This window comes from Flavobacterium enshiense (assembly GCF_040750275.1).
In the GTDB taxonomy this organism is placed as follows: Bacteria; Bacteroidota; Bacteroidia; order Flavobacteriales; family Flavobacteriaceae; genus Flavobacterium; species Flavobacterium enshiense_B.
On record NZ_JBDOCV010000002.1, the window covers coordinates 386,390 to 413,037 of the forward strand.

Here is a 26,648-nt window from a genome sequence, read left to right on the forward strand (position 1 = left end):
TTTAAAATTTAATTACTTCTTATATTTTGCGATACCGGCCTCCAACCAGGTTTTGTATTCGTCTGAATCCGGAGTATATCCAGCAGGTTCAGTTAATCGGTTTGCCTCGTTATCTAAAATAATGTAATATGGTTGGGCGTTGGCTTTATAATGTGTAATCTGGAAATCACTCCATTTGTTACCAATGGTTTTAATTTCTTTACCCGTTTCTTTTGAAGTATACTTCTCATTTTCAGGCAACTCACGTTTATCATCAACATACAAGGAAATCAATACAACTTTGTCTTTTAAAATTGATAAAATTTCCGGTTTCGACCAAACATGCTCTTCCATTTTACGACAGTTTACACAAGCAAATCCAGTGAAATCCAACAAGATTGGTTTGTTTACGGATTTTGCATAGGCCATACCTTTTTCATAATCGGTAAACGCAACAAGATCGTGTGGTCCTAAATGGGCTCCATCCGGTAAATCTGCATGCGAATCTCCATTTCCACCGCCTTTGGAATTGCCAACTCCATAAGGACTTTCACTATATGTCATTGGTGGCGGGAATCCTGAAATCAATTTCAGAGGTGCCCCCCAAAGTCCCGGAATCAAGTAAATTGTAAATGATAATACCAATAAGCCTAAGGATAATCGTCCTACTGAAATATGAGTCAACGGGCTATCGTGGGGCAAGGTAATCTTTCCAAAAAGATAAAAAGCAAGTGCTCCAAAAACAGCAATCCATATAGCTAAAAAGACTTCTCTTTCCAGTAAATGCGTTTGCAACACTAAATCTGCGTTAGACAAAAATTTAAAGGCTAATGCTAATTCTAAGAATCCTAAAACCACTTTTACAGTATTTAACCATCCGCCCGATTTTGGTAATGAATTCAACCAACCCGGGAACATCGCAAATAACATAAACGGTAAAGCTAAAGCCGATGAAAATCCTAACATTCCGACAATTGGAGCTAATCCTCCTTTTGAAGCGGCTTCCACTAATAATGTTCCAACGATTGGTCCGGTACAGGAGAACGAAACAATTGCCAAGGCTAAAGCCATGAACAAAATTCCGATGATCCCTCCTTTATCCGCCTGACGATCAACCTTATTTGCCCAGGAATTTGGAAGCATGATTTCGAAAGCTCCTAAGAACGAAGCTGCAAAAAACACCAATAAAACAAAGAAAATAATGTTAAACCAAACATTTGTCGATAAGGCATTTAAAGCATCAGCACCAAAAACAGCCGTTACTAAAGTTCCAAGAATTACATAAATCAAAATAATCGAAATTCCGTATATAATGGCATTTCTGATTCCTTGTGCTTTATTTTTACTTTGCTTGGTAAAGAAACTTACCGTCATTGGAATCATTGGGAAAACGCACGGCGTCAGCAATGCTGCAAATCCTCCTAAAAATGCGAAAAAGAAAATCGATAATAACCCTTTCTTCTCTTCTTTTTTCTCAACCGGTTTTTCTGCAGAAGTTACTACGGTTTCTTTAACTTCTGATGATGAAGTTGAATCTGTAACAACCGTTGTTTCTGAAGAAGTTGAGTCTACAGATGCTGTAGCTATTGTAGTTGCCGTGGCTTCTGAAGCTTTCACATTCATCGGTGGCAATTTAAACTCAAAAGTTTTATCCTGCTGAATACATGATTCTTTACAAACCTGATATTCAACATAAACCGAAATTGATTTCAGATTCGGGTTAGTGATTTTAACCGTTTGTTTGAATTGCGCTTTATTCTCGAACATATATTCGTCTACTTCGAAAATATCGCTGTACACTTTTTTATACGGGCTTTCTTTGGTTTTTCCAACTAACTCAAAATTACCTTTTGCATTTTTAAAATTAAATACTGTTGGCAACGAACCTCCATCCGGAGTGAACTGTGAAAACATATGCCATTCGTGCTCAATTGAGGCGTCAAAAACCAAAACTACTTCATTATCCGACTTTTTCTCAACGGAAGTTTTCCATGAAACCGGATTCAGTATTTGAGCCTGTGCACTTAAAAAAGTAAAAAATAAGAGTAATAGGGCGTAAAATCGTTTCATTACATTAATTCAAATTTTATAATAGTTTGTGTTGTTTTTGTTACTGAATATCGTCTGTCCGCACGCTTTCCGACAATCCAGACAATTTCTTCTCCGGAACATAAAAGCCAGGCATTTTCTTTATCAATCAGCGAAAATTTCTCGTCTTTGAAATATTTGCTCACTTTCTTTTTGCCATCCATTCCGAAAGGGTAAAAATAATCACCTTGACGCCATTTTCGAAATACCAACGGAAACTTTAACGAATCTTTATCAACAAAGATAGTTTCTGAACTTCCGGCATCTGTAACATTTGTTACATACGAGATTTTCACCGGAATTGGATGTTTAATTTCTGTTTGATTTTCTGCAATCTGATGGCTATCGTTTTCATTTGCTGAAAGTTCTTCTAATATAAGCACTTCCCTATCCTTAAGCAAACGATATTTTTCGGAAAAAATCTGCTTGCCGGATTGTGCGTCAACCAAATCGTAAATGTCATCCCAAGCTGTAAATCCGAAAGGTTTTAACCATTGATACAAATAGGCCTGATAGTTAGGCAAAAGCATCAGTTCTTTTAGGTTGATTTGCTTTTGTAAACCGATGTTTTTCACCACTTTGTCATATTCTATTCGAGAAGCATCGCCAACCATAGAATTTGCCTGTTGCAGATTTTCCAGAGTTTGCTGAAATGAATTCAAAAAGTTTGGATTCATTTCTTTTAAAATCGGAACGATGTCATGACGAAGTTTGTTTCGCAAATATTTGTCCGATGCATTGCTGGAATCTTCCCGCCATTGAATATTATTTTCTTTGGCATAATTTTCAATTTCAAGACGTGAAAAAACTAACAGCGGACGTACAATTCTATCATTTTGCTGCGGAATTCCTGTAAGCCCTTCCAGGCCGGTTCCTCTTGTAAAATTGATTAAAAAAGTTTCAAGAGAATCATCCAAATGATGTGCTGTTAAAAGATAATCAAAGTTTTCTTGCTGCAGCAATTCGTTAAACCAATCGTATCGTAATTCACGTGCAGAAACTTGAATTGATTGTTTATTTGAATTAGTATATTCTTCTGTTTTAAAATGATTTACAAATAATTTAATATTCAAATCATTACATAGAGATTTTACAAAATTTTCATCATCATCACTTTCTTCTCCTCGTAAATTGAAATTGCAATGGGCTACCGAAATATCGAAGTGCAACTGTTTCAAAAGATGTAATAAAACCATGCTGTCAATTCCACCACTTACGGCAAGCAAGAGTTTTTTTTCCGTTAGAAAGGAAAGATTGCTATTGATATGATTTTGGAGTTTTAAAAGCATTGCCAAATGTATGAAATTTAACCAAGTAACACTTCTCGCATTGCTTTAGACTTCAACAGACATTCTTCGTATTCACTTTCCGGTTTAGATTCGGCCGTAATAGCACTCCCAACAGAAAAAGAAATATATTTCTCCTTAGAATTATATAAAATACTACGGATTACCACATTAAAATCAAAGTCGTTATCTGGTGTAAAATAGCCAACAGCTCCACTATACAAACCGCGTTTGGTTTCTTCCAGCTCCTCAATGATTTGCATAGCAGAAATTTTCGGTGCGCCAGTCATACTTCCCATTGGGAATGTTGTCCTGATGATTTCGATTGGTGAAGTTGACTCCTCTACAGTTGAAACTATTGTAGAAATCATTTGATGTACTTGCTTGAAAGTATAGATACCGCACAATTCTTCAACTTCTACCGAGCCTTTTGTGGCGGTATGCGATAGATCGTTGCGGACTAAATCGACAATCATTATGTTTTCCGAGCGTTCTTTCGGATTTAATGACAATTCGATTTTGGATTGATTGTCCAATTCCTCGTCAAACAAACGTTTTGCAGTTCCCTTTATGGGCTGGGAAATGATTTTACTGCCTTGTTTTCGCAAATAACGTTCCGGTGATGCCGATAGCAGGAAGTCTGTGTTGTTTTTAAAAAATGTAGCAAATGGCGGTTCTGAAATTGCATTTAATTTTTGATAGATTTCAATCGGATGAATTTGAGTGTTTTCAGCAAAAAATTCCATACAGAAATTCGCCTCATAAATATCGCCACGATGTATATGAATAAGCATTTCATTTACTTTCTGCAAGTATCTTTCTTTAGAAATACGCTGCCGTACCTCAACTCCAATCGGCATGACAGTAGAAAATTCGGCTATTGCCATTTGATTTTCAACTATTTCTTCAAAATCTTCCTCCAATTCATCATCACACATATTCAAATAACGGATTTCCAGATCATTACCTTTTAATAAAAATAGTTTCTTCGGCTGGAAGAAAAACATGTCCGGAAAATGTAAGCCGTCAAAATTATTAGAGTGGAGCTTTTCGGTATCGTTTTTTAAATCGTAAGACAAATAACCAAATAACCAGTCTTTGGTTTGTTGCTGATATTGTTTTAAATCTTCAAAGGCGTTGTGAAAATCAGTTTTTAAAGACGTGAAGGCGTCGCAGGCCAAAACACAGTCATAACTCCCGTATTGCTGCGGGTAATTGTTACTGTCCAGAAAAACTATTTCTCTGAATTGCTGAGCCCAGTTCAATAACTTGGTTTTGAATACGTCAGGTTCTGCAATCGGTTTAAAAACTGAAACTCTCAAAAAAAACTATTTTAATTTCACCATCCACAAATCATTAAAACCTTTGTTTTCGGGAACATCTCCATTATTACTTTGGGATTCTCCAACAATGATAATTTCATCAGTTTTTGTCTGTACAAAATCAGTTGCCATATCTATATCACTTCCTCCCAAGGTTTTTTGAAAATATATTTGTGAATTTGGATGATTATCAATTTCAAAATACCAATAATCGTTTTCACCTCTTCCGGAATTATTGTCAACATTCCCTCTGGTGTTTCCGACCACGCCAAATTTACCGCTTTTTAATTTTTTAATCGATGTGGCAACATCAAAATCTGAAGTCCCTAACGATTTTTCCCAAAGCAATTCTCCATGATCGTTGATATGAATAACCCAGGCATCAAAATTCCCTTTAGGATGGGACACATCTCCGTCCCCACTATTTGAACGGCCTACTACCAAATAAGAATTATTTTCGGTTTTTGTAATTCCGAAAGCCTGATCAATACCGGAACCTCCAAAATTCTTTTTCCAATGCAAATGTCCGTTGGGATCCAACTTTAATATCCAATAATCGTAGCTGCCTTTGTTGTTGTCAATATCATAATCCGTGCTTTCTGAATAACCTGCCAGAACAATGCCTCCGTCATTAGCTTCGGCAATATCATTGATTCTGTCGTTTTGCCTCCCCCCAAAATAACGGTACCATTTAAAATCTCCGTTAGCATCCAAACGAACTCCAAAATATTCACCAACGCCATGCTTTGCCGCATTCTGGACCTGTTTTAAAGAATGTCCCTCACCGTGATTTCCGTCACCTGGTGTTCCTTCTATTCCGGCATAATCGGCATAACCTGCCAAGAAAAAGCCTCCGTCTTTTAACTGAATAACTTTATGTGCATGGTCATGGCTCACGAATCCGTAATTCTTACTCCAGATGATATCGCCTTCTCCTGTAATTTTTGTGATTAAAAAATCATGAAAGCCAATATTTCCGGATATATCACCATCATTACTACCCGTATAACCAGCTATTACATAGTTCCCGTCTGTTGTGGCAATTATACTAGTTCCGAAATCGTCCTGAGAACCTCCAATAGTTTTTGTCCAGACAAGATTTCCTTCAGAATCTAATTTTGATAGCCAAATATCTACTAAAGCTCTGGTTTTAATAACGTTTCCATCATTACTATTAGTAAAACCTAAAACCAGACTGCCTCCATCGGGAGTTTCTACAACACTTGTAATTCTGTCCTCAAGACTTCCTCCGTATGATTTCGTCCAGGCCACTTCTCCCTTAAATTTTGAGTCATACAAATCTGTCCCATCATTAGCACAGGAAAGTGATAAAAGTGCTAAACCTAACCCTGCAATTATTTTCATTTCACAATAAGCTTTTGGGTAATCTCACTATTAATTCTGATCAAGTAAACTCCTGAATCTAAATTGGAAGCATTAAACGAATGCTCCTGTACGTTCAATTCAGATATTTCTTTTACTTTTTTTCCAAGCAAATCAAATATCTCAATCGACTGAATGCCTTTTTCATACTTAATATTTACAAGGTTATCGGTTGGATTCGGATAAATTCCTAATGTATTCTTTTCAAAATCTTCATTTCCTAAAGCTGCATTTTTTCTTACTATGAACAAACCTCTGTCGATATCACTCATAATGATAGTTCCACTGGGAAAAAACGGATAAACATTCCAGACTCCGTTAAATTCAGCTGAATCACTGCCAGGGTACGTATCAAAATAGGCTGTTTCATTCATGGTGCCTAATGTTGTAATATTTGAAGTGTTTATAATACGCATTCCGGCTCTGTAATTTGCCAAAAAGTACTCATTACCAACCACATAACCATTATGATCAATTGCCTGCGTTGGACCAAAATAGTTTCCTTTTAGAACAGGATTATTTAAATCAGTCATGTCCACAATTATTGTTTTGGAATTGAAGCCAAAATTCATTTCATCGATTTCATCGCCTAAAATCCAATACTTTTTATCAGCGGTAAACCAACCTTGGTGCGTGTAAGCTGTATTCGCATAGGTAAACGTTGAAATCAAAACCGGATTGGCCTTGATCGTTACATCCATAATAACGACTTTATCAGTATTAGCTCCTATAAAAATTTCACGTCCGGTATAATCAGTATCCGGTCCGTTATAGGTTACAATTTGAGCATCATGGGTATAGCCTTGCGCACCATATCCAAAAGCAAACGTTGGAGCTAAAGGATTTTGCAAATTCACAACGTGAGGGCCACCGTTATACGTTCCGGAACCATTACAATAAGCATAACCTGATGTCGGGTTAATTGCTACAGTATGACAACTTCCAAAGCCGGTATAGCGGGCATCCGGTGTAAAAACCTGAGGTGAGGTCACGCCTCGTAAACGGGTAAGGTCAAAAATCTGCATACCGTGTCCAGAAGCTTCACTTACAATATAAAGATAATTATTGTACACATTAACTTCTCTCCAAATACTACCGATATTATTATGTGAATTAATTTTACCCAAATAAACTGGAGCATAAGGAACGGTAATATCAACAATTGCGGTATGAGTTGAACAGCCCATTATGGCATATTCTTTATTAGTCAGAGGATCTGTCCAACCCCAGCAGCCACTACCTTCGGTTGTAGCATTTCCACCTATCTGCGAAAAATTAAGATTAGCTTGTAAATCAATTTTATTACATTGAAAAATTCCGGAATAACCACCGGTACACGGTGTTTGGGAAAATACAGACAAAGAGAATAATACAATGCCTGCAAGCATTATTTTTTTCATTAGTTGGTTAGTTAGGTTAAGTAATGTATTTATTTGTTAGTTGAGGCTAATATACAAACTTATTTACGAAATATTGATTGTAAAATTATTTGTACAAATTAAGAACTAATCTAGATTTAAAAAACAAATGAAAAACAACATAACTAATTCATTTTAAGTAACTTTATACATATTTTCACAATACTAAAAAATGCGGTCATGAAAAAAAGAATTATCTTTCTGATGTTTGCATTTGCCCTATTTCTTTCGTGCAAAAAAGAAGCTCCAAAAACCGAAGAAAAATCTAAAATCGGAACCAACAGCATTAGTTGCGCACCACCGGTTGTAGACGCAGTTTGGTATACCTCCGACAGTAAAGCGCCACTGTTCGAGGGCATGGATGTGCTTGATTATAAAATTACTACCAAAAATCCTGAAGCGCAGAAATACTTTAATCAAGGACTGGCTTTGGCCTATGGTTTCAATCATGCGGAAGCAGCGCGTTCATTCCATTATGCAACCAAACTAGATCCGGAATGTGCTATGTGTTATTGGGGATTTGCATACGTACTTGGTCCAAACTACAACGCCGGAATGGAGCCGGACAATTATGAACGGGCTTACAAGGCCATACAAACTGCTCTAAGGTTAAGTACTAAGACAAGTGAAAGTGAAAAAGCTTTGATTCATGCACTTTCCAAACGTTATGTGGAAAAACCTGTAGAGGATAGAAGTGCTTTAGATATTACCTATTCGCAAGCGATGAAAGAAGTTAATACAAAATTTCCTGATGACATTAATATCAATGCGTTATATGCAGAATCGGTTATGGATTTACATCCTTGGGATTTATACGAGAAAAACGGGAAACCTAAACCATGGACCTCGGAAATTGTAACATTGCTTGAAAAAATCCTCAAAAAAGATCCAAAACATATTGGTGCCAACCACTTTTATATTCATGCGGTTGAAGCGTCCAATACACCACAGCTTGGTTATGCATCGGCTAAATTCTTCGATGACGGCCATGCAAAATCCTTTGGACATTTGGTGCATATGTCTTCTCATATTTATATCCGAACCGGTGATTATCATAAAGGGACGATAGCAAATATTAATGCTTGTAAAGTAGATAGTGCTTATGTTACGATGTGTCACGCGCAAGGTGCTTACCCTCTAGCCTATTATCCTCATAATTATCATTTTATGGCGGGTACAGCGACTTTGGAAGGAAATTCAAAATGGGCTATGATCGGTGCAAATGAAACTTCAAAATTAGTACATCCCAAAAATATGGTTTTGCCTGGATTGGAAACATTACAACATTATTATGTTATCCCTTATTTTGTTGCTGTAAAGTTTGGAAAATGGGACGATATACTTAAAATGAAACTGGTTTCCGATACACTAAAATATCCGAAGGCAATCTCCCATTACGCCAGAGGAATGGCTTATTTAGGCAAACACGATTTACGAAAAGCCAAAACCGAATTAATGCGTCTGGAAGTTTTAGCCAATGATAAAGATTTGGAGAAAATGACTATCTGGCAAATCAATTCGATGAGTTCGATTGTGAATATTGCTGCCAAAGTATTAAAAGCCGAAATATTAGCCTCCGAAAGAAATTACACGCAAAGCATCCATCTGTTGCAAAAAGCTATTGTTATTGAAGATGATTTAAATTATAACGAACCACCGGATTGGTTTTTCTCGGTACGACACCATTTAGGAGCCGTTTTTATCGAAGCCGGAAAATACAACGAAGCTATTAAAGTGTACGAAGAAGATTTAAAACGATTTCCAAAAAACGGATGGTCGTATCACGGCTTGAAATTAGCTTATGAAAAACTAAACAACAAAGCAAAAGTCACTGAAATTGATATACTTATCAATAAAAGTTGGGCTACTGCCGATATTAAAATTGAGACATCCAGAATCAAGTAAAAACTCAAAAAATAAAATATTATTGCATTGCCGTTTTTTTGAAATTATGGCACACTTTTTAGTAGGAATACTTATGTAAAAACTACTAAAAACCAATTCCTATTGACTGAAAATTACTATTACAACTTTACACTGTAACATTAACCTTTAAATAGTAATTTTTATGAAAACAATTCCTCGAATTGGTATGGCTGCATTGCTTCTGGTGTTGGCCTATTCCTGTAAAGAAGCTTCTGAAGCAAAAACAGAAGAAGTTGCAACAACTGAAAGCTCTACAGATGTAATCTCTTCATCAGCAGCAGTGGAAAAAAAAGACAGCAATCGAAAATTTGTACGAACAGTCGATTTGCAGTTCAAGGTCAAGAATGTTGCAAAATCTACCTATTCGATTGAAAATGTCACCAATAAATTCGGAGGATTTGTTACCTATACAAATTTACAAAGTCATGTAAACGAAAAAGAAGAAACCCGTGTGAGTCAGGACAGTATTTTAGAGACTACGAAATATACGGTTGAAAATGATATTACGATTCGGGTTCCCAATACAAAACTGGACACCTTGTTGAAATCGATTGCAAAAGAAATTGATTTTCTGGATTCGAGAGTAATTAAAGCCGATGATGTGACGTTGCAGCTCCTTTCTAACAAAATGGCTCAAAAAAGAAGTGCATCAACAGAAAACAGAATCGAAAAAGCAATTGACGAAAAAGGTAAAAAACTAAACAATGTGATCGATGCGGAAGAAAATCTGGCCAACAAAAAAGAGCAGAATGATAATGCAAAGCTGAATAATCTTTCGTTAAACGATCAAATCAATTTCAGTACGGTTTCCATTAAATTATATCAACGTGAAGCGATTAAGCATGAATTGTACGCCAGTGAGAAAAGCATTAACAAATACAGACCACATTTAGGTTTACAGATTTGGGATAGTTTGAAAACCGGTTGGTATATGTTAGAATCCATAATTGCTTTCATTGTGCAACTTTGGGCTTTGATTTTGATTGGTGTTTTAGGGTATATCGGCTATAAAAAAGTTAACAGAAAACAACAATAACACTTTAATTATTTTCTTACATTTGATTAACTAACCATTAAAAATCAAATATTTATGAAAATCGCAACTATTGTTATAAGGGTTCTCATGGGTGCCTTGTTACTGTTTGGCTCTATCGTCTATTTCTTAAAATTATTTCCAGAACCAGTTTTGACCGGAAATCTTAAAACTTTTAATGAAGGATTAGCGGCTTCCGGTTATTTAATGAATTTGGTAAAAGGACTGGAATTATTTTGCGGTTTAGCCTTTATATCCGGAAAGTTTATCCGTTTAGCAAATTTGGTTTTATTACCGATATCGGTAAATATTGTATTGGTTCATCTTTGTTTGGACCCTGCCAATATTGGCGCTGGAGCCTTCTTGTTCCTTGGAAACATATTTTTAATTTACAAACATTGGGACAGTTATAAAGAAATATTCAAAGCATAAAAAAAGCCGTTCAAATGAACGGCTTTTGCTTTATAATGAAATCATTACACGTGTAATGCTCTATTTTCTGTTGCCGCTAATGCTGCTTCTTTAATAGCCTCCGCAAATGTTGGGTGTGCGTGTGACATTCTTGAAATGTCTTCAGCCGAAGCCCTGAATTCCATAGCAGTTACTGCTTCTGCGATTAAATCTGCCGCTCTTGCACCAATCATATGGATTCCTAAAACTTCATCGGTTTTAGCATCAGCCAAAATTTTTACAAATCCCTCGATATCAGCACTTGCGCGTGCTCTACCTAAAGCTTTGAATGGGAAACTTCCGGCTTTATAAGCAACACCTGCCTCTTTTAATTGCTCTTCAGTTTTACCAACTGCAGCAACTTCTGGCCAAGTATAAACAACTCCCGGAATCAAGTTATAATCGATGTGCGGTTTTTGTCCTGCTAAGTATTCAGCCACCATAACTCCTTCTTCCTCAGCTTTGTGTGCTAACATTGCTCCACGAACTACATCACCAATTGCATAAATATTTGAAGCTGAAGTTTGTAAATGATCGTTTACTTCCACCTGACCTCTTTCGGTGATTTTAACTCCTGCTTTATCTGCATTTAAACCGTCTGTGTATGGACGACGACCAACAGAAACCAAAGCGTAATCTCCCTCTAAAGTGATTACTTCACCTTTAGCGTTTTCAGCTTTTACAACAACACCCTCTCCAGCTCTGTCAACAGCCTGCACTTTATGAGAAGTGTAGAATTTCATTCCTTGTTTTTTAAGAACTTTGGTTAATTCTTTTGATAAACCTCCGTCCATTCCCGGAATAATTCTGTCCATGAATTCCACAACAGAAACCTGAGCGCCTAAACGTAAATATACTTGTCCAAGCTCTAAACCGATAACACCTCCACCGATGATTACAAGGTGTTTAGGAACTTCCTGTAATTTTAAAGCTTCTGTAGAAGTGATGATTCTTTCTTTATCGATTTTGATGAAAGGCAAAGACGATGGTTTTGAACCTGTTGCGATAATCGTATTTTTAGCTTCAAGTTTTTCTACAGAACCATCAGCTTTCGTTACATTAATAGTAGTTGCATTTTCGAAAGATCCTACTCCTTCAAATACAGTAATGTTATTTTTGTCCATTAAATACTTAACTCCTCCTGAAGTCTGATCTACTACCGCTTGTTTACGAGCAACCATCTTCTCAAGGTTCACTTTTACATCTCCGGAAACTTCAATTCCGTGATCTGCAAAGTGTTGCAATTCTTCATAATGATGGGATGAGGCTAGCATCGCTTTAGATGGAATACAACCAACGTTTAAGCAAGTTCCCCCTAAGGTTGAATATTTTTCGATAATAGCAGTTTTCATTCCTAGCTGTGCGCAACGGATAGCCGCTACATATCCACCAGGGCCTGAACCTATAATAACTACGTCAAATGAACTCATAGTATTTATTTTATGTTGTGTTTTTAAAAAATTTCGAGTGACAAAATTAAGGATTTTTGTTTAGTATGAAGTTCCGAATTAAGTTATTTCTTCCTTAAATTTCAAAAACCGTGGTGTTTTTTACTTCGCTAATCATAAACGTGCTGTGTGTACTTCCGATATGTTGCAAGGTGGTTAATTTGGTTACCATAAATTCACGGTATTCTTCCATATCTTTCAAACAAATTTTCAGAATATAGTCATAGTCACCACTTACGTGAAAACATTCGAGAACTTCCTTGAGCTTTACCACTTCTTTTTCAAACTGATTGATAAATTCAATTTTATGCTGGGTTAATTTGATGTGACAGAATACCACAAAACCCATATCGATTTTATTCCGATCAATCAAAGCTACATAATTGGAAATCACGCCTTCTTTTTCCAGTTTTTTAATTCGCTCGTAAACCGCAGTAACTGAGAGATTTAATTTCAAAGACAACTCTTTGGTGGTTTGCTTACTGTCCGTTTGTAATAATTTTAGCAGTTTTTTATCTATAGCATCAAAATTCATAAGGGTAAAAAATTTGGTTTCAAGTTCAAATTTAAGAATTAAAAAGAAAAATAAACTAACAAACATTTAAAATTAAGAATATTAATCCAAATAATTAGTCAACTATTGATTATTTTTCGAATACCTAGTTAATTTGACCTTTATTCAACTACTAACAACCTACTAAAATTTATTTATTATGGCAGATTTCAATCCGGCAGACAGAATTCAGGACTTACAATATTTTGGAGAATTTGGTGGTGTAAACCCATCAATTTCAGACAGTTCTACATACACTTTCCTTTCAGCAAAAACCATGTTCGATACTTTTGAAGGCAATGCTGAAGGCTGTTATCTATATTCCCGTCATTCTTCACCAAGTAACTTATATTTGGATAAAGCATTAGCAGCCATGGAAGGTACCGAAAGTGCCAACGTAGCCGCTTCAGGAATGGGTGCTATTACTCCTACTTTATTACAATTATGCGGAAACGGCGATCATATTGTTTCCAGTCGTACTATTTACGGTGGAACTTATGCTTTCTTGAAAAACTTCGCTCCGCGTATGGGCGTAAATACCACTTTCGTTGACATTACTAAGTTAGACGTTGTGGAAGCTGCCATTACACCAAATACAAAAGTAATTTATTGTGAAACGGTTAGTAACCCATTATTGGAAGTTGCTGATATAGCTTCCTTGGCGAAAATTGCAAAAAAACACAATGTGAAATTAGTTGTGGATAATACATTTTCTCCCTTATCAGTAGCTCCTGCAAAATTAGGTGCTGATATCGTCATTCACAGTTTGACAAAATATATTAACGGAAGTAGTGATACTGTTGGTGGTGTGGTTTGTGCTTCTCAGGATTTTATTAATGCTTTGAAAAATGTAAACGACGGAGCCAGCATGCTTTTAGGGCCAACAATGGACAGCTTACGTTCAGCTTCAGTGATGAAAAACCTGCGTACACTTCATATTCGTATGAAACAACACAGTCATAACGCACAATATTTAGCAGAAAAATTTGAAGCCGACGGAATCAAAACAGTGTATCCGGGATTAAAATCACATCCAAGCCATGAGATTTATAAAACCATGATCAATCCGGAATACGGTTTCGGCGGGATGATGACTATCGATGTTGGTTCTTTGGACAAAGCCAACGAATTGATGGAATTGATGCAGGAAAGAAATTTAGGGTATCTAGCAGTAAGTTTAGGTTTTTATAAAACTTTATTCAGTGCACCAGGAACTTCCACTTCATCTGAAATTCCACTTGACGAACAAAAAGAAATGGGTCTTACTGATGGATTGATTCGTTTCTCCATCGGTTTAGATAACGATATTGAGAGAACCTACAACATGATGAAAGCATGCATGAAGGAACTTTCGATTTTAAATTAAGTTTTTTAGTTTTTTAGTCAAAAATCCGCTTTTGAGTTTTCATTGGCGGATTTTTTTTTGTAACAAATTCTAAAAAAATGTAACTAATTGATGTGTCAACTAATTTTTTAAATTCCTTAACAGTTTAAGAATTTAACTTTGTATAAATTAGCCCTTTAAAATTCAAAAATTAATGAAAAAAATTACTTTATGTTTTCTTCTGGCGGGTTCGGCGGCTTTTGCACAACAGAACTTTACTATTGAAGAAACAGTAATGGGCGGCAGAAAATATGCTCCAACCACACAAACAGCACAGCAATGGCGTAAAAATTCAAAATCGATTACGTATTTAAGTGCTGATTTTTCAACTTTATTTGAGAAAAGTGCCGCGACTTTGTGGAAAGAAACCGCATTGGCTACTAAAGCTGATTTTGAAGCTGCATTGAAATCGAAAATTTCCAACGATGAATTTACCGTTAGAACTTTTCCTTTTGCTTTCAGTTGGAAAACTGCAAACACTTTTGAAACCGAAATAGCCGGAAAGAAAAACAATTATAAAGTAACCTATGATGTGGTTACGAAACAAATCACAAATGTTGCTACCTATTCTAACGAAGGGACTCAGGCAAAATTCGCTTCCAACGGAAATGTGGCTTGGTTGAAAGATAATAACATCCGAATTACTTCCAATGGGAATGTTACAGAAGTTACTAACGATCAGAATCCGGCAATTGTAAACGGTTCGGATTATGTACACCGCCAGGAATTCGGCATAGACCGTGGTATGTGGTGGAACGAAGCCGGAACCCAATTGGCATATTACCGAAAAGATGAAACCATGGTAGGCAACTATCCTATCATCAACTGGAACGAGCGTGAAGCGGTTAACAAGGATATCAAATATCCTATGGCGGGAATGACAAGTGAAAATGTTACGCTTGTAGTGTACGATGTAAAAACCGGAAACAAAGTAATCATCCAAACCGGTGAGCCAAAGGAACAATATTTAACGATGGTTTCATGGGAACCGACAGGAAAATACATCTTCATCGGAATTTTAAATCGTGAGCAGAATCATTTAAAATTCAATAAATACGATGCGAACACTGGAGCTTTTGTAAAAACATTGTTTGAAGAAAAAGCATCAACTTGGGTTGAGCCACAACATTCTTTAACTTTTGTACCAAACAATCCTAATCAATTTATTTATCAGACAGATTTTTACGGTTTCAACCAAATGTATTTGTACAACACCGATGGAAAACTGTTAAAAAACCTTGGCTATAAAGATGTTGTCGTAAAAGATCTTTTAGGTTTTGATGCTAAAGGAACGAAGATCAACTACATGGGAACGGCTAACAATGGTTTAGACAAACAGTTGTATCAGGTGGATATCAAATCTGGAAAAACGTTTCAGTTAACTTCGGTTTCCGGTATGCACACTGCTTCAGTTTCTGATGATGGAACTATGGTTTTAGATCAGTACAGCAATGTAACCACTCCGAATGAAATTACCGTTTTGAATATTAAGAACAAAATGGCTAATACCGTTCTTGTAAAAGCTGATAATCCGTTCACCGGAAAAATCAACATGCCAAAAATGGAGTTGGTAACGATAACTTCCGCAGATGGTAAAACACCTTTAAACGGAAGAATTATCTACCCTGGTAATTTCGACGCTACAAAAAAATATCCTGTAATGGTTTATGTTTACGGAGGTTCTCACGCGCAATTGGTGAATAACCGTTGGATGGGCGGCGGAGGCTACTTCGATTATTATATGGCACAACAAGGTTATGTGGTTTTCACATTAGACAACAGAGGAAGTGATTCCCGCGGAAAGAAATTTTGTGATGTAACCCACCGTCAATTGGGCGTTAATGAAATGGCCGATCAGATGAAAGGTGTTGAATTCTTAAAATCGAAATCGTTTGTTGATGCTGACAAAATTGGTGTTTTCGGATGGAGTTTCGGAGGATTCATGACTACTTCCTTAATGACAAATCATTCGGATGTATTTAAAGTTGGTGTGGCCGGCGGACCGGTTATCGACTGGAAATACTATGAAATTATGTATGGAGAGCGTTACATGGATACACCACAAGAAAACCCTGATGGCTATGCAAAAGCTTCTTTATTAGACAAAGCAAAAGACTTAAAAGGACGATTATTGGTAATCCACGGCGCACAGGATCCGGTAGTGGTACAACAGCACAGCATGAATTTTGTGGAAGCTTGTATTAAAGCAGGTAAACAGGTAGATTACTTCTTATATCCTAACCACGAGCACAATGTTGGCGGAAAAGACAGAATTCATATGTATGCTAAAATTGCTGATTATTTTAATGTACACTTGAAGAAATAATTTTCAAGCGTTATAAAAAAATCCGTTGCTCACACAACGGATTTTTTTAATTAGTGTAACTTAGTATAATATTTAAATTTCTATGAAATGTTTTCTATAGAGCAAATTAAAGCAGCACACAGCAAAGTGAAATCCGGAGCTGATTTTCCGGCTTATGTTAAAGCGATCAAAGCGTTGGGTGTAACCCATTATGAAACTTTTGTTGCAGACGGCCATACCGAATATTACGGTGAAAATGATTTCAAAGCTGTTGCACCAGGAAAATATGAACCCATATTTGTTTCCGATGCCTGTAATGATGATCAATTCAAAACAGATTTGAAAGCACATCAACAAGGTAAAAGCGATTATCTAACCTTCATCAACCAAAGCGCTGAGCATGGTATTGAAAAATGGGCAGTAGACATGGCAAAAATGACCTGCACATACTTCGATAAAGCTGGCAATAAAATTTTAATTGAAAATATTCCTCAATAATTTTTAAAAACAAAAATCCCGAGCTTACCCTCGGGATTTTATATTTAGTCTTCTAAAGTAGGTTCAATTTTATTGAAGTTGAGCTTACTGTTTTTGTAACCGTAACAGAAATAGAATACCAATCCGATTACTAACCAAACGCCGAACCATTTCCAGTTAGACACTGCCATTCCGGTTAAAAGGTAACAACAGGAAATCAAACCTAAAAGCGGAATTAACGATAGGTTCTTCATAAAGGCTATAACTGTCATCACGGCACAAAGTATAAAGAATACCACCATTGAAATGTTAGTCGCAAATTTATCGCCTGAGAAATCAAACGTATCGGCAAAGAAAGTCGGGAATAAATAATGCACCAATAAACCGGAACCAATTACTAAAACAGGAAAAATAAATTTCGAATTGATATACGGAATTCTGAATTTACCTTTTGTCTGTCTTTCTGCAAGTTCTGCTTCACTTTGTGGAGAAAGCATTAACACACCTCCACAAACCAATACGAACGCAAACAAGGTCCCGATGCTGGTAAAATCCAAGACAAAGTTTTCATCGGTAAAGAAAATCGGTAAACCAACTACACAACCGGTAACTATTGTTGCGAAACCTGGTGTTTTGTGTTTTGGATGGATTTCTGCGAATTTCTTCGGCATTAAACCGTCACGGCTCATGGTCATCCAAATACGCGGTTGTCCCATCTGGAACACTAACATTACACTAGTCATCGCTACTACTGCAGCAATTGACACTATAAATAACATCCACTTTACACCTTTTAAGGCAAAAATTTCTGCTAATGGATCGCTAACGCCCAACAATTCGTAAGAAACCATTCCGGTTAAAACCATTGCTAAAATGATGTATACAACGGTACAAATTACAAGTGAATAAATCATCCCTTTCGGTAAATCGCGCTGTGGATTTTTAGCTTCTTCTGCTAAAGTAGAAACCGCATCAAAACCGATATATGCAAAGAAAACTGCTGATACTCCAGCCATAACACCACCAAAACCATTTGGCATAAATGGCGTCCAATTATCAATATCTACATAAAAAGCACCAACAACAATTACTAAAGCTATGATTGCTAATTTAATCATAACCATTACATTACTAAAGTTTTTCGATTCTTTGGTTCCTTTATAAACCAAATATGTTATCAGTAAATTGATAACAACGGCCGGCATATCGAAAATCACTTTCAAACTACCAAGCATTGGCGCATTTTGCCAGGCATTAAAACCTTCTCCCTGCTTATTTTCAAGGAAAGCTGAATGTGCCGACTGATAATTTATTGTTAACCATTCCGGCAAATGAATATGAAAACTTTCCAGTAAATTGGTGAAATAGCCACTCCATGAAAAAGCAATATAAATGTTTCCAATGGAATATTCCATGATTAAAGCCCATCCGATAATCCAGGCAAATAATTCCCCGAAAGAAACGTAAGCATACGTATAGGCGCTTCCGGAAACAGGTACACGGGAAGCGAATTCCGCGTAGCACATTGCCGTAAAACCACAAGCTATGGCACAAATCACATACAGTAAAATTACCCCGGGACCACCTGAAAAACAAGCGTTTCCAATTGCGGAGAATGTTCCTCCTCCAATAATGGCGGCAATCCCGAAAAAGGTTAAATCGCGAACGGTAAGTACTTTATGAAGGCCTGTTGCATGATCGCCATCACCGCCTTGTTTTAATATGGTTGCAGTAGATTTTCTTCTGAATAAATCGGTAAAAGACATAAATAGTTTTTCCTTAGTTTGGTTTGTTAGTTTTTTAGGAAAACAAATATATGAAACCAGATGAATTAAAGCTTATGAGTGACAGAATTTTATGATTTTAATCGTCATTGATTATCAACTTATTAATATCTAAAAATATACATGTTGCAAACTTTGACGGCTTAACGAGTGAACAATAGATCATTTTATAGGCATAAAGTGTTTTAAATCAACAGAGCTGTATGCTACAAAAGAATGTACTTTATTCGGATAGAGTACTTTTACCCAAAATTAAGAAGCATGAATATTAATGCGGGACTTGACCTTTATCTTGAAAGCGGTTCGCTACGTGGCGATTTTTGTAAATGATGAGCTTATTACTTCGGAACGACCAGAAATAGAAAACACAAGTAGTTCTGAATCTAACAAATACGAAAAATTAATTATAAACCCTACCCTTCAACTCAAAGAGAAAATATAGATTATGGAGGTAAAGAAGCAATGTAAAATTCAATGCATTTTTTAATACTTAAATATTCTTATCATTAAATAAAACTTTACTAGATTTCGTTAAAGGCTTTTCTCCCTTGGGAATACAGAAAGGGATATTGCATAAGCATCATAAATTCCTTTACAACTTTTTCTCCATTTAACGGTTGATTGATTATGAAGATGTATAATCTTACACTTATGGAAGTGGCATTGACTCCGGTATTAGTTTCAAATGAATATTATTATTTTGAAATGAAATTATCAACATTTCTTTTTCGTAAGAATATATTTTATATTTTTATAAAAAAAACGCATGCTTAATACTCTCAATTTTTTAAAAACTTACTGGCTGATTATTGCAACTATCATTATTGTAGCGGTTACAGGCTATCTATTTTATTATTATACACAGCAAATAAATGAGTTAGAAGCTCAAATGGAAAACGAAGCTACCAATGAGTTTTTGTATATAGCATCTGGAGAACAAATTGTGAATATAGTTTGTTAGAGAGAAACAATCTAACTATTTAAAATTGATTTCTTTGAGTTTCAAGTTATACATTAATAGTCTGATTTTAATAAAAGAGACATTTTATTGATGTCTTTTTTATTTTCATTATATTTGAGGTTCGCCCTTGATTATTAATGAAATAGATTATTATGCATTTTATTATTGAAATTGTTTTATTGACAACCTACATTATATCGATTTTCATTCTTTCCATTAAAAAATATAGGTTTCTGAAAAACATTTCGAGAACTGTTTACCTGATTTGTTTTTCAATCTTAATATTATTTATGCTGTGGCATATTTATATACTCCTTTTGACATCAGAATACGAAAATCCAACTGATAAATTTTTATCCTGCTTATATTCGAATTTTAGATATGTCATATATATAACTTGTCTAATTCTTTCAACTGCATTGGCAAATCATTCGGCTATAAATAAGCAATAGACTCCCAAAAATGAGTAACTGAAATCATAAAAGCGATCGGTTTTATTTGACGTTATATCAGATTTTCCAAAAAAATTAATTGCTTTTAATAATAAATCAGAAGAAAATACAATTGTAAAGAGTTAAACTAAAAACTCAATAAACTGATTACCTCTTTTCTTTATCCAATTCCTTCTTAACAGTTTATTTTTAAAGAACTGACAAGACGAAACGACTTTTTTTTTAAAACTACTGAAACTACTGTTTTACAAAAGATTACAACCAATATTTCTTCCTTTTTAAAGGTAACTTTACCCCCTGTTTCTTTAACTTGAAACTAACTTCTCAGTATAAAATTCTCAGCGTATTTCTGAATATTTTCTAAAGTTTTGCAGAAAACTTCATTAATGCACGCTGCATTCTATCAAACAATCAATGGTTATCAATAGACGAAATAATATCAAATTAATTTAAAAATATATGGATCAAACAACAAAAAAACAAATTGAAAAGCTCCATCCTTTAGTGAGAGATGAAGTTAAGAAAATTGTAGAGGAATGTGATGTGGCATTATCCGGCAAAGCAAAAATGAGGATTACACAAGGGTTACGCACTTTTGCTGAACAAGATGCTTTATTCGCATTAGGAAGAACAAAACCCGGTAACAAGGTTACAAACGCAAAGGGCGGACAATCCGTTCACAATTATGGTTTTGCTGTAGACATCTGCTTAATAATTGAAGGAAAAGTAGCTTCATGGGATATCGTAAAGGATTGGGACAATGATCAAATTGCTGACTGGTATGAATGCGTAAAAATTTTCGCAAAATATGGCTGGGAATGGGGTGGAAACTGGAAAACTTTCAAAGACTTTCCACATTTTGATAAACGCGGATACAATGAATGGAAAAAATTAAGCACCTTAAAAAGAGATAAAAACAACTACATCCTACTATAACTTATGAACATACTTAAAAAAATTGCGCTGACCCTTGCTTTTTCTTTCACAATGATGTCATGTGAATCAACAAGAACTGCTGCTTTTGATTACCATTCGTATCAAGAAACTACAGCCATAAAAGTCGAATTGTCTAATGTAATGGATAAAGCAACGGCTCCGTATGAATTGCATCAAACAGAGGTTGAGGCCTTACTCCTTAAAATCGAAAAATTAAAGGAATATGAAAAAGGCAAACCCAACAATCAAATCTCTTTTACGCTTTGGGAAATCTTAACGGATAAAGAACGAAATCTTATTTCTGGTTTTTTTATCCGTTGGGAAGCTAAAAAGACCTTATCCCCTATTTTTATTGAGGAAACAAAAAAACAGCTTTTGGAAACGTTGGATTTAATCATCAAATATGAAATTACCAAAGACGAAGCATCAAAAAACGAACTTTTAAAAATTGCCGAATAACATAATCGATAAAGATTTCAAAAACCAAAACTATGGATATCAATAAAATACTAAAGGAATTAAAGCAAGAGCTTGAAATCGTATTAGATGCAAAATACAAAGAACTGAAGCCAGAATTAGAATCAGAAATCAATGAATTTTTAGAGGATTCAAAAGAAAAATTAGAACGATGGCTATTCCTTTTAAACTCATCCGCAATAAGCCCGGAAGAATTTGAATGGTTGTTAAAAAGCCAACAAAATCTATTAACCTTACAGACCTTGCAAACTGCAGGAATCTCCAAAATCAAATTAAATGCGCTTAAGAATACTATTTTTAAAGTCATATTTCAGACCGTTTTAAAAGTACTTGTAATAAGTTTATAAAGAAAAAGCCGCTCTTTGAGCGGCTTTTTTATTGAACTTCCAATATCTACTGAAAACAAAAAGCCCGACTTTATATCAAAATCGGGCTTATTATTTAATTAAAATTATAGTAATTGATTTGCGTAGCTTTATTTCATAGGAATTTTGACAAATTGGATCAGTCCGTTTTCAACACCTTCAGAATTTATGAAAGAACTGTTTTCCTTATCGAATTGAAGTGTAAAATCATTTTCAAAATCAAAAACCTCGAATAATGATCCGTCCCCAAAAATCTCAATTCCTAAATATTGCTTTAAATATTCTATCTCCTCTTCACAAATTAATTCGTTACTGGTAAGATACAAATCATATACTTTTTGATCTTGATTATTTTTAGTACAAAAAGTAACTTTATAAATTTCAGAATTAAACTGCAACTCTGAAACTTTTCCATTTCTAACAGAATAAGAAGCTCTTAAATCTATTGTATTGTTTTTCTTTTTAATATTAAATAACCGTTCCAAGACATTTTTTTCTTTAATTGTTAAATTTGTTTTCATAATTATATTTAACACAAAAAAACAGTTATTACCTCATTATTTGTTAAAATTTAACCTTTATTAAAACATTTTTATTTAAAAAATAATGCGTTGTAAAAATTGGGTAACATTAACAATACATTCGGAAATTATTGGTAAGCAAAGGTTACGTTTCCATCTGTTAGTTATTCTTAATTTTATGAAGAAATAGAATCGTTCCTTTTTAATATTTTTCAATATTTCCTTTAGTTTCTATCACGGATAATGTTTTTTTAAACATCTGAATTAATCCGTTTCTGACTGCTTTTAAAATCATTGTCATGGCATCAAAATTTTCCACTTCCCTTTTAGACTTAATCGCTATGATATTACTGAATATTGAGATACCATCACTAACTATTAATAAATCGATTACAATAGTTACAAACCATTTGAAATTATAATTAAGACCTTTACTCATTAAGGCCAGTGAAACCGGTATAAGCAAAACCGCTAATTTAGAAACAAATCCCAATGCCATTTTTTTAAAGCTAAACCTGTTATTTAACACCAAAGCTTTAATAACACCGAGAAAAGTATCCATAATCATTAAATAGAAGAGCACTTTTACTATTTCCATATCCATGCCCAAATAAATAAAAACGCCATATAGTAATAATTTCAACTCTGCCGAGTATTCCAGTATTTTATCTGTCATGTATGTTGCTTAATAATAATTTCCCAGGGAATTGCTTCCCTGGAAAATTAATTACCACCTCTTTTGGTTAATTTGCACTTAAATAACTATCATCCATAGCATCTTTTAAGTTATGCGCAATAATTCCGGAAATCACGTAATTATCAACATTCTCAACATCTAATAATGCAACCTCTAAAGATTCTTGTTTGAAAATAATAGACTGGATTGGTTTAGGCTTGCCATTTTTATCAATCAAATACATTGATTCTTGAACATTCTTAGTTCTAACCCACTGCAAGTCTTCTCCATTTTGAGTAACTAATAATGGGTGTTCATGAGTTACTTTAATAGCCACACCATCGGCAGTCGTAATTTCATAGTAACTAGGTTCTAAGAAAGTTCTCTTATTTACAACTGTAACTTCAGCTTTAACTCCTTCACTTAATTTTCCTCTCCACAGCATATAATCACCGTTAGATTCGTCAATTTCATTAGGGAAATAAAGTCCTTGAAGCTTGTCTCCAATAACAATGTTCCTTAATTTTTTAGATTGTCCTGAAGCCATCGACACTAGTGATTCAACATCAAAACAGCCACCACCGCCACCACCGCCGGTTGATGTAGGTCTTCTGTACTCTGCCGACATTTCTAAATGATGGGCAACTCCAATTATACTCAAATTACCTGTTACGACTTTTAGTGAAAAATCTGTAGAGCTAGTCGCTGAAGCTGTAATTCTGCAATATAGATCGATCGATCCCGTATCTCCTACATTAACTGTAAACTGTCTCTCATTAGTCATGCTGGTTGTACTAATTGTTCCTTGTCCAAAACCAAACAAACTGTATGCTCCAGAAGTTCCAGAAGTCATATAAGAAATATTAGCTTTAAGCGTTACATTTTGATTTCTAGCCGCAGTAACTCTTATTTTACTATTATACTCTCCATTTGCTTCAAATTCTGTCATTGGGACAATTGCTATTTTAGCTGCCTGAGCAACGTTTACTTCGATAATACGCTCCACTATTGCACCTTGAGCATCAGTAGCTTTAAACTTAAATTTATACGGATTAGCAGATGTAGTAACCATTAAACCAGTGGCTTGAACTTTAATATTAAATCCGGATGGATCGCTGCTTAAAAATAAAGGACTTGTCGTTGTTGATAAAGAAGGTCCCGTACCAGCAACCTGTGTCCAACCATAAGTCATTGCACTATTATTCCCACCAGGGTCATTAACATTAAAAGTTAAATTTAAATCTCCACTTCCAGTAGTGAAGCTAAGATTAATAGGTCCTGTTACTAAATCACCTTCTACATCAGTAAGGTATCCAATCCTTTTGACAGAATTAATTTCAGGAGCCTGGTTTCCAGATTTAACAACTACTTTAACTTCATCATTAATTGTTATACCGGAATCCGTTACCGCAGTAACCTTGAAAGTATGAATTCCTATACCTAGATTATTTATCGATACTGAAGCTTGATTGTCTACATCTGCAACTTGTGCTGAAGTTGCAGTATTTGTCCATTTATAACTATTTATAACGGTATTTTCAGGAGTGATGGTAGCAGCGAGCGTTACATTTGTTAAAGTAGTGCCTACTGCCAAATCAACTACTTGATCAGTTCCGGCAAAAATTGTTGGAATATCATTAACTCCTACATAAATGATATAAACAACATTACTTTGACCATCTGAATCCGAATCTATTCCTGAAGCAATTAAATTAGGAATCTGAATTCCTGAAATTGATCCCGAGCCATCACAGGCTACCCAGCCTAAAGGAATAGCTCCTGAGTTCATATTCCAGAGAGCAATTAATCCCAAAGGCACATCCGAGTCAAATTGTCCAGAACTCTTTGTTACATTTCCTTCATCGTCTATCAATAAAGACGTTGCTTTTTTGCTGTTAAAATCAATATTTGGCAAGTTAATTTTGCCTCCAATAACAGTTCTTTCCCAATCTTTTTCACTGTTTACATGCAAAATAGTATTTAAAGCGTCACTGGCATCAACTAAAGCTTTTCCTAAATAGTCATTTGGAAAAAGAAGCCCTCGTTTTGTCGGATGTCCAAAATTAAACTCATGCGATCTTACATTAGCTACATTGAATAAATCGGTATCTAAATTAGATAATAAATGTCCTCCTAATTTTAAATTCCCCTCCATGGGCTTACTGCCATTTATTGGCAAAAATTTTTGTTCTAAAACAGGAATTGTATTTAAAATGGTAAATTGGTCTGCATCATAATAATAGGTAGTTATTGATTGAGAAAGAACTTCGTCAACTACAACGTATTTTTCTGAAAGTGTATGTCCTTCAAGATCCGAAACATATTCTGCTTTGTAATCCGTGTATACACTTTCCGGCACTCCATTTCCAAATTGTAACGAGGAATCTATCCGAGTAGTCTTCAAGTATTTTAAATATGAATTACTTTCCTCAATAGGATACAAAATTCCCTGAACTTTTGTAACTGTCGGGTTCTCTAAATCTTTTTCTAACTGATGAATAATTGCCCATCCTTTCTTTTCCATTGTAGGCTTAGCTATAATATAATTTACATTACTATCAATACCTAAATGTGCTTTTAATACTCCGTATAATTCAGTTCTATAAGCGGTTTGAAGCCTATCTAACGTTTCTTGTTCTAACGGGAAGCCTCCCGGTCTCTTAAAATTTATTTGTTTCATTTTATTAATTTATATGACTTCTTCTGTTAAGTTTATTGTTTTAACACGGTAGCTGTAACTTTCATACGTTTTACCGGCCAGTTTGTAAAAATTAAGCAAATCATGATATTTCGCGGTATGCACTTCAATTGCACCATTAATTTCTTTTGTTGCTATCGGATGGCTGTTAAAGACAAGTTTTTTGCTTAATTCTTCTAATGTTAATCGATGATAAACGACTCCTCCAGTATCACTTAATCTTACTTCATTCCCATATAACTCAATTGGAGGTGAATAATTTAAAGCCTCGGGAATAAACACCCTGAAATTTGCATAGGTCATTTCAGTATAGTCCATTTTGTTTGCTAAATACAACGGCTTTTTTCCTTGACTTTTAAGCTCATCATATGTATAAATAAATGATTTATCGATGTTTATATTTAAATACTCTTCATGCAGATAAAGAAAATGTAAAGTTGGCTTTACCGTTTCCTCAATATAAATCAATTGATGAGATTTCTTTTGTTCAACAGTATAGTTAGGGTTATATATTCTTTCTGGATTAAATGCTTCATTTAAAACTTTCTCTAAATAGATAACCTGCCCGGTGTGCTGCATCTTGTAGAGCGTTTCTTCATAGATTGCACGAATTGGTGAAAGCAAAGTGTTTAGCCAATCGTAATGTGTTTTCTTTCTAAGAATGGGAGGAATAAGCCATAGTAACAGCTTTTCCCATTTAATTACAGTATACTTTTTCATTTAGTC

At 35.0% G+C, this 26,648-nt stretch carries 21 protein-coding genes; 9 read left to right on the forward strand and 12 right to left on the reverse strand.

Annotated features, from left to right (window positions below; all coding sequences use genetic code 11):
* Positions 1 to 12: 12 nt before the first annotated feature.
* From ABGT15_RS04625 to ABGT15_RS04645, 5 genes are read right to left on the reverse strand one after another with little or no spacing between them, the layout of a single operon-like run.
* A complete protein-coding gene (locus ABGT15_RS04625) occupies positions 13 to 2,049 on the reverse strand; it encodes a protein-disulfide reductase DsbD family protein (protein ID WP_367230245.1) in 2,037 nt (678 codons plus the stop codon).
* Positions 2,049 to 3,356, reverse strand: coding sequence for a tRNA lysidine(34) synthetase TilS (gene tilS / locus ABGT15_RS04630; protein ID WP_367230246.1), 1,308 nt, complete (start codon positions 3,354 to 3,356; stop codon positions 2,049 to 2,051). Before tilS ends, ABGT15_RS04625 begins: the two co-directional genes overlap by 1 nt.
* Before the next feature lie 17 nt (positions 3,357 to 3,373).
* A complete protein-coding gene (locus ABGT15_RS04635) occupies positions 3,374 to 4,675 on the reverse strand; it encodes an anthranilate synthase component I family protein (protein WP_367230247.1) in 1,302 nt (433 codons plus the stop codon).
* A 6-nt stretch (positions 4,676 to 4,681) separates the two neighbouring features.
* On the reverse strand, positions 4,682 to 6,040 hold the full coding sequence (locus ABGT15_RS04640; protein WP_367230248.1) for a hypothetical protein: 1,359 nt from the start codon (positions 6,038 to 6,040) through the stop codon (positions 4,682 to 4,684).
* On the reverse strand, positions 6,037 to 7,458 hold the full coding sequence (locus ABGT15_RS04645) for a choice-of-anchor B family protein (protein ID WP_367230249.1): 1,422 nt from the start codon (positions 7,456 to 7,458) through the stop codon (positions 6,037 to 6,039). The genes ABGT15_RS04640 and ABGT15_RS04645 overlap by 4 nt, the downstream gene beginning before the upstream one ends.
* Positions 7,459 to 7,656: 198 nt before the next feature.
* Between ABGT15_RS04645 and ABGT15_RS04650 the strand changes: the two genes are divergently transcribed.
* From ABGT15_RS04650 to ABGT15_RS04660, 3 genes are all read left to right on the forward strand, one after another.
* On the forward strand, positions 7,657 to 9,381 hold the full coding sequence (locus ABGT15_RS04650; protein ID WP_367230250.1) for a tetratricopeptide repeat protein: 1,725 nt from the start codon (positions 7,657 to 7,659) through the stop codon (positions 9,379 to 9,381).
* A gap of 163 nt (positions 9,382 to 9,544) precedes the next feature.
* Complete coding sequence (locus ABGT15_RS04655) at positions 9,545 to 10,438, forward strand: DUF4349 domain-containing protein (protein ID WP_367230251.1); 894 nt, start codon at positions 9,545 to 9,547, stop codon at positions 10,436 to 10,438.
* Between the two features lie 54 nt (positions 10,439 to 10,492).
* Complete coding sequence (locus ABGT15_RS04660; RefSeq protein ID WP_367230252.1) at positions 10,493 to 10,867, forward strand: DoxX family protein; 375 nt, start codon at positions 10,493 to 10,495, stop codon at positions 10,865 to 10,867.
* Between the two features lie 44 nt (positions 10,868 to 10,911).
* On the opposite strand, the gene lpdA is transcribed toward ABGT15_RS04660, so the two are convergent.
* Both lpdA and ABGT15_RS04670 read right to left on the reverse strand, forming a co-directional pair.
* On the reverse strand, positions 10,912 to 12,315 hold the full coding sequence (gene lpdA, locus ABGT15_RS04665; RefSeq protein WP_367230253.1) for a dihydrolipoyl dehydrogenase: 1,404 nt from the start codon (positions 12,313 to 12,315) through the stop codon (positions 10,912 to 10,914).
* 94 nt (positions 12,316 to 12,409) lie between these two features.
* Positions 12,410 to 12,868 carry an Lrp/AsnC family transcriptional regulator gene (locus ABGT15_RS04670; protein ID WP_367230254.1) on the reverse strand — a complete coding sequence of 153 codons (459 nt, stop codon included), beginning with the start codon at positions 12,866 to 12,868 and terminating at the stop codon, positions 12,410 to 12,412.
* A 178-nt stretch (positions 12,869 to 13,046) separates the two neighbouring features.
* Here ABGT15_RS04670 and ABGT15_RS04675 point away from each other — a divergent pair, with 178 nt between their 5' ends.
* From ABGT15_RS04675 to ABGT15_RS04685, 3 genes are all read left to right on the forward strand, one after another.
* Positions 13,047 to 14,252, forward strand: a complete 1,206-nt coding sequence (locus tag ABGT15_RS04675; protein ID WP_367230255.1) for an aminotransferase class I/II-fold pyridoxal phosphate-dependent enzyme — start codon at positions 13,047 to 13,049, stop codon at positions 14,250 to 14,252.
* 172 nt (positions 14,253 to 14,424) lie between these two features.
* On the forward strand, positions 14,425 to 16,596 hold the full coding sequence (locus ABGT15_RS04680) for a S9 family peptidase (RefSeq protein WP_367230256.1): 2,172 nt from the start codon (positions 14,425 to 14,427) through the stop codon (positions 16,594 to 16,596).
* Positions 16,597 to 16,683: 87 nt separating this feature from the next.
* Entirely contained in the window at positions 16,684 to 17,073 is a 390-nt protein-coding gene (locus tag ABGT15_RS04685; RefSeq protein WP_367230257.1) for a DUF1398 domain-containing protein, read from the forward strand.
* A 44-nt stretch (positions 17,074 to 17,117) separates the two neighbouring features.
* Here the strand turns inward: ABGT15_RS04685 and ABGT15_RS04690 are convergent, their stop codons facing one another.
* Entirely contained in the window at positions 17,118 to 18,818 is a 1,701-nt protein-coding gene (locus tag ABGT15_RS04690; protein ID WP_367230258.1) for an amino acid permease, read from the reverse strand.
* 1,890 nt (positions 18,819 to 20,708) lie between these two features.
* Here ABGT15_RS04690 and ABGT15_RS04695 point away from each other — a divergent pair.
* From ABGT15_RS04695 to ABGT15_RS04705, 3 genes are read left to right on the forward strand one after another with little or no spacing between them, the layout of a single operon-like run.
* Positions 20,709 to 21,185, forward strand: a complete 477-nt coding sequence (locus ABGT15_RS04695) for a M15 family metallopeptidase (RefSeq protein ID WP_367230259.1) — start codon at positions 20,709 to 20,711, stop codon at positions 21,183 to 21,185.
* Positions 21,186 to 21,188: 3 nt separating this feature from the next.
* Complete coding sequence (locus ABGT15_RS04700; RefSeq protein WP_367230260.1) at positions 21,189 to 21,644, forward strand: hypothetical protein; 456 nt, start codon at positions 21,189 to 21,191, stop codon at positions 21,642 to 21,644.
* A gap of 32 nt (positions 21,645 to 21,676) precedes the next feature.
* Positions 21,677 to 22,009, forward strand: a complete 333-nt coding sequence (locus tag ABGT15_RS04705; protein ID WP_367230261.1) for a hypothetical protein — start codon at positions 21,677 to 21,679, stop codon at positions 22,007 to 22,009.
* Between the two features lie 128 nt (positions 22,010 to 22,137).
* On the opposite strand, the gene ABGT15_RS04710 is transcribed toward ABGT15_RS04705, so the two are convergent.
* The 4 genes from ABGT15_RS04710 to ABGT15_RS04725 all read right to left on the reverse strand — a co-directional run bounded on the left by ABGT15_RS04710 (position 22,138) and on the right by ABGT15_RS04725 (position 26,642).
* Positions 22,138 to 22,548 (reverse strand): hypothetical protein, encoded by a 411-nt coding sequence (locus tag ABGT15_RS04710; RefSeq protein WP_367230262.1) that lies wholly within the window; start codon positions 22,546 to 22,548, stop codon positions 22,138 to 22,140.
* Positions 22,549 to 22,750: 202 nt separating this feature from the next.
* Positions 22,751 to 23,224, reverse strand: a complete 474-nt coding sequence (locus tag ABGT15_RS04715) for a phage holin family protein (protein WP_367230263.1) — start codon at positions 23,222 to 23,224, stop codon at positions 22,751 to 22,753.
* Positions 23,225 to 23,291: 67 nt separating this feature from the next.
* A complete protein-coding gene (locus ABGT15_RS04720) occupies positions 23,292 to 25,904 on the reverse strand; it encodes a PKD domain-containing protein (RefSeq protein ID WP_367230264.1) in 2,613 nt (870 codons plus the stop codon).
* A 9-nt stretch (positions 25,905 to 25,913) separates the two neighbouring features.
* Positions 25,914 to 26,642, reverse strand: a complete 729-nt coding sequence (locus ABGT15_RS04725) for a hypothetical protein (RefSeq protein ID WP_367230265.1) — start codon at positions 26,640 to 26,642, stop codon at positions 25,914 to 25,916.
* Positions 26,643 to 26,648 lie beyond the last annotated feature (6 nt).

Excerpts from the sequence above, each read along its gene's own strand:
- ABGT15_RS04625 (WP_367230245.1), bottom strand. The coding sequence starts at position 2,049 with ATGAAACGATTTTACGCCCTATTACTCTTATTTTTTACTTTTTTAAGT.
- tilS (WP_367230246.1), bottom strand. The coding sequence starts at position 3,356 with ATGCTTTTAAAACTCCAAAATCATATCAATAGCAATCTTTCCTTTCTA.
- ABGT15_RS04640 (WP_367230248.1), bottom strand. The coding sequence starts at position 6,040 with ATGAAAATAATTGCAGGGTTAGGTTTAGCACTTTTATCACTTTCCTGT.
- ABGT15_RS04645 (WP_367230249.1), bottom strand. The coding sequence starts at position 7,458 with ATGAAAAAAATAATGCTTGCAGGCATTGTATTATTCTCTTTGTCTGTA.
- ABGT15_RS04650 (WP_367230250.1), top strand. The coding sequence starts at position 7,657 with ATGAAAAAAAGAATTATCTTTCTGATGTTTGCATTTGCCCTATTTCTT.
- ABGT15_RS04655 (WP_367230251.1), top strand. The coding sequence starts at position 9,545 with ATGAAAACAATTCCTCGAATTGGTATGGCTGCATTGCTTCTGGTGTTG.
- ABGT15_RS04660 (WP_367230252.1), top strand. The coding sequence starts at position 10,493 with ATGAAAATCGCAACTATTGTTATAAGGGTTCTCATGGGTGCCTTGTTA.
- lpdA (WP_367230253.1), bottom strand. The coding sequence starts at position 12,315 with ATGAGTTCATTTGACGTAGTTATTATAGGTTCAGGCCCTGGTGGATAT.
- ABGT15_RS04670 (WP_367230254.1), bottom strand. The coding sequence starts at position 12,868 with ATGAATTTTGATGCTATAGATAAAAAACTGCTAAAATTATTACAAACG.
- ABGT15_RS04675 (WP_367230255.1), top strand. The coding sequence starts at position 13,047 with ATGGCAGATTTCAATCCGGCAGACAGAATTCAGGACTTACAATATTTT.
- ABGT15_RS04680 (WP_367230256.1), top strand. The coding sequence starts at position 14,425 with ATGAAAAAAATTACTTTATGTTTTCTTCTGGCGGGTTCGGCGGCTTTT.
- ABGT15_RS04685 (WP_367230257.1), top strand. The coding sequence starts at position 16,684 with ATGTTTTCTATAGAGCAAATTAAAGCAGCACACAGCAAAGTGAAATCC.
- ABGT15_RS04690 (WP_367230258.1), bottom strand. The coding sequence starts at position 18,818 with ATGTCTTTTACCGATTTATTCAGAAGAAAATCTACTGCAACCATATTA.
- ABGT15_RS04695 (WP_367230259.1), top strand. The coding sequence starts at position 20,709 with ATGGATCAAACAACAAAAAAACAAATTGAAAAGCTCCATCCTTTAGTG.
- ABGT15_RS04700 (WP_367230260.1), top strand. The coding sequence starts at position 21,189 with ATGAACATACTTAAAAAAATTGCGCTGACCCTTGCTTTTTCTTTCACA.
- ABGT15_RS04705 (WP_367230261.1), top strand. The coding sequence starts at position 21,677 with ATGGATATCAATAAAATACTAAAGGAATTAAAGCAAGAGCTTGAAATC.
- ABGT15_RS04710 (WP_367230262.1), bottom strand. The coding sequence starts at position 22,548 with ATGAAAACAAATTTAACAATTAAAGAAAAAAATGTCTTGGAACGGTTA.
- ABGT15_RS04715 (WP_367230263.1), bottom strand. The coding sequence starts at position 23,224 with ATGACAGATAAAATACTGGAATACTCGGCAGAGTTGAAATTATTACTA.
- ABGT15_RS04720 (WP_367230264.1), bottom strand. The coding sequence starts at position 25,904 with ATGAAACAAATAAATTTTAAGAGACCGGGAGGCTTCCCGTTAGAACAA.
- ABGT15_RS04725 (WP_367230265.1), bottom strand. The coding sequence starts at position 26,642 with ATGAAAAAGTATACTGTAATTAAATGGGAAAAGCTGTTACTATGGCTT.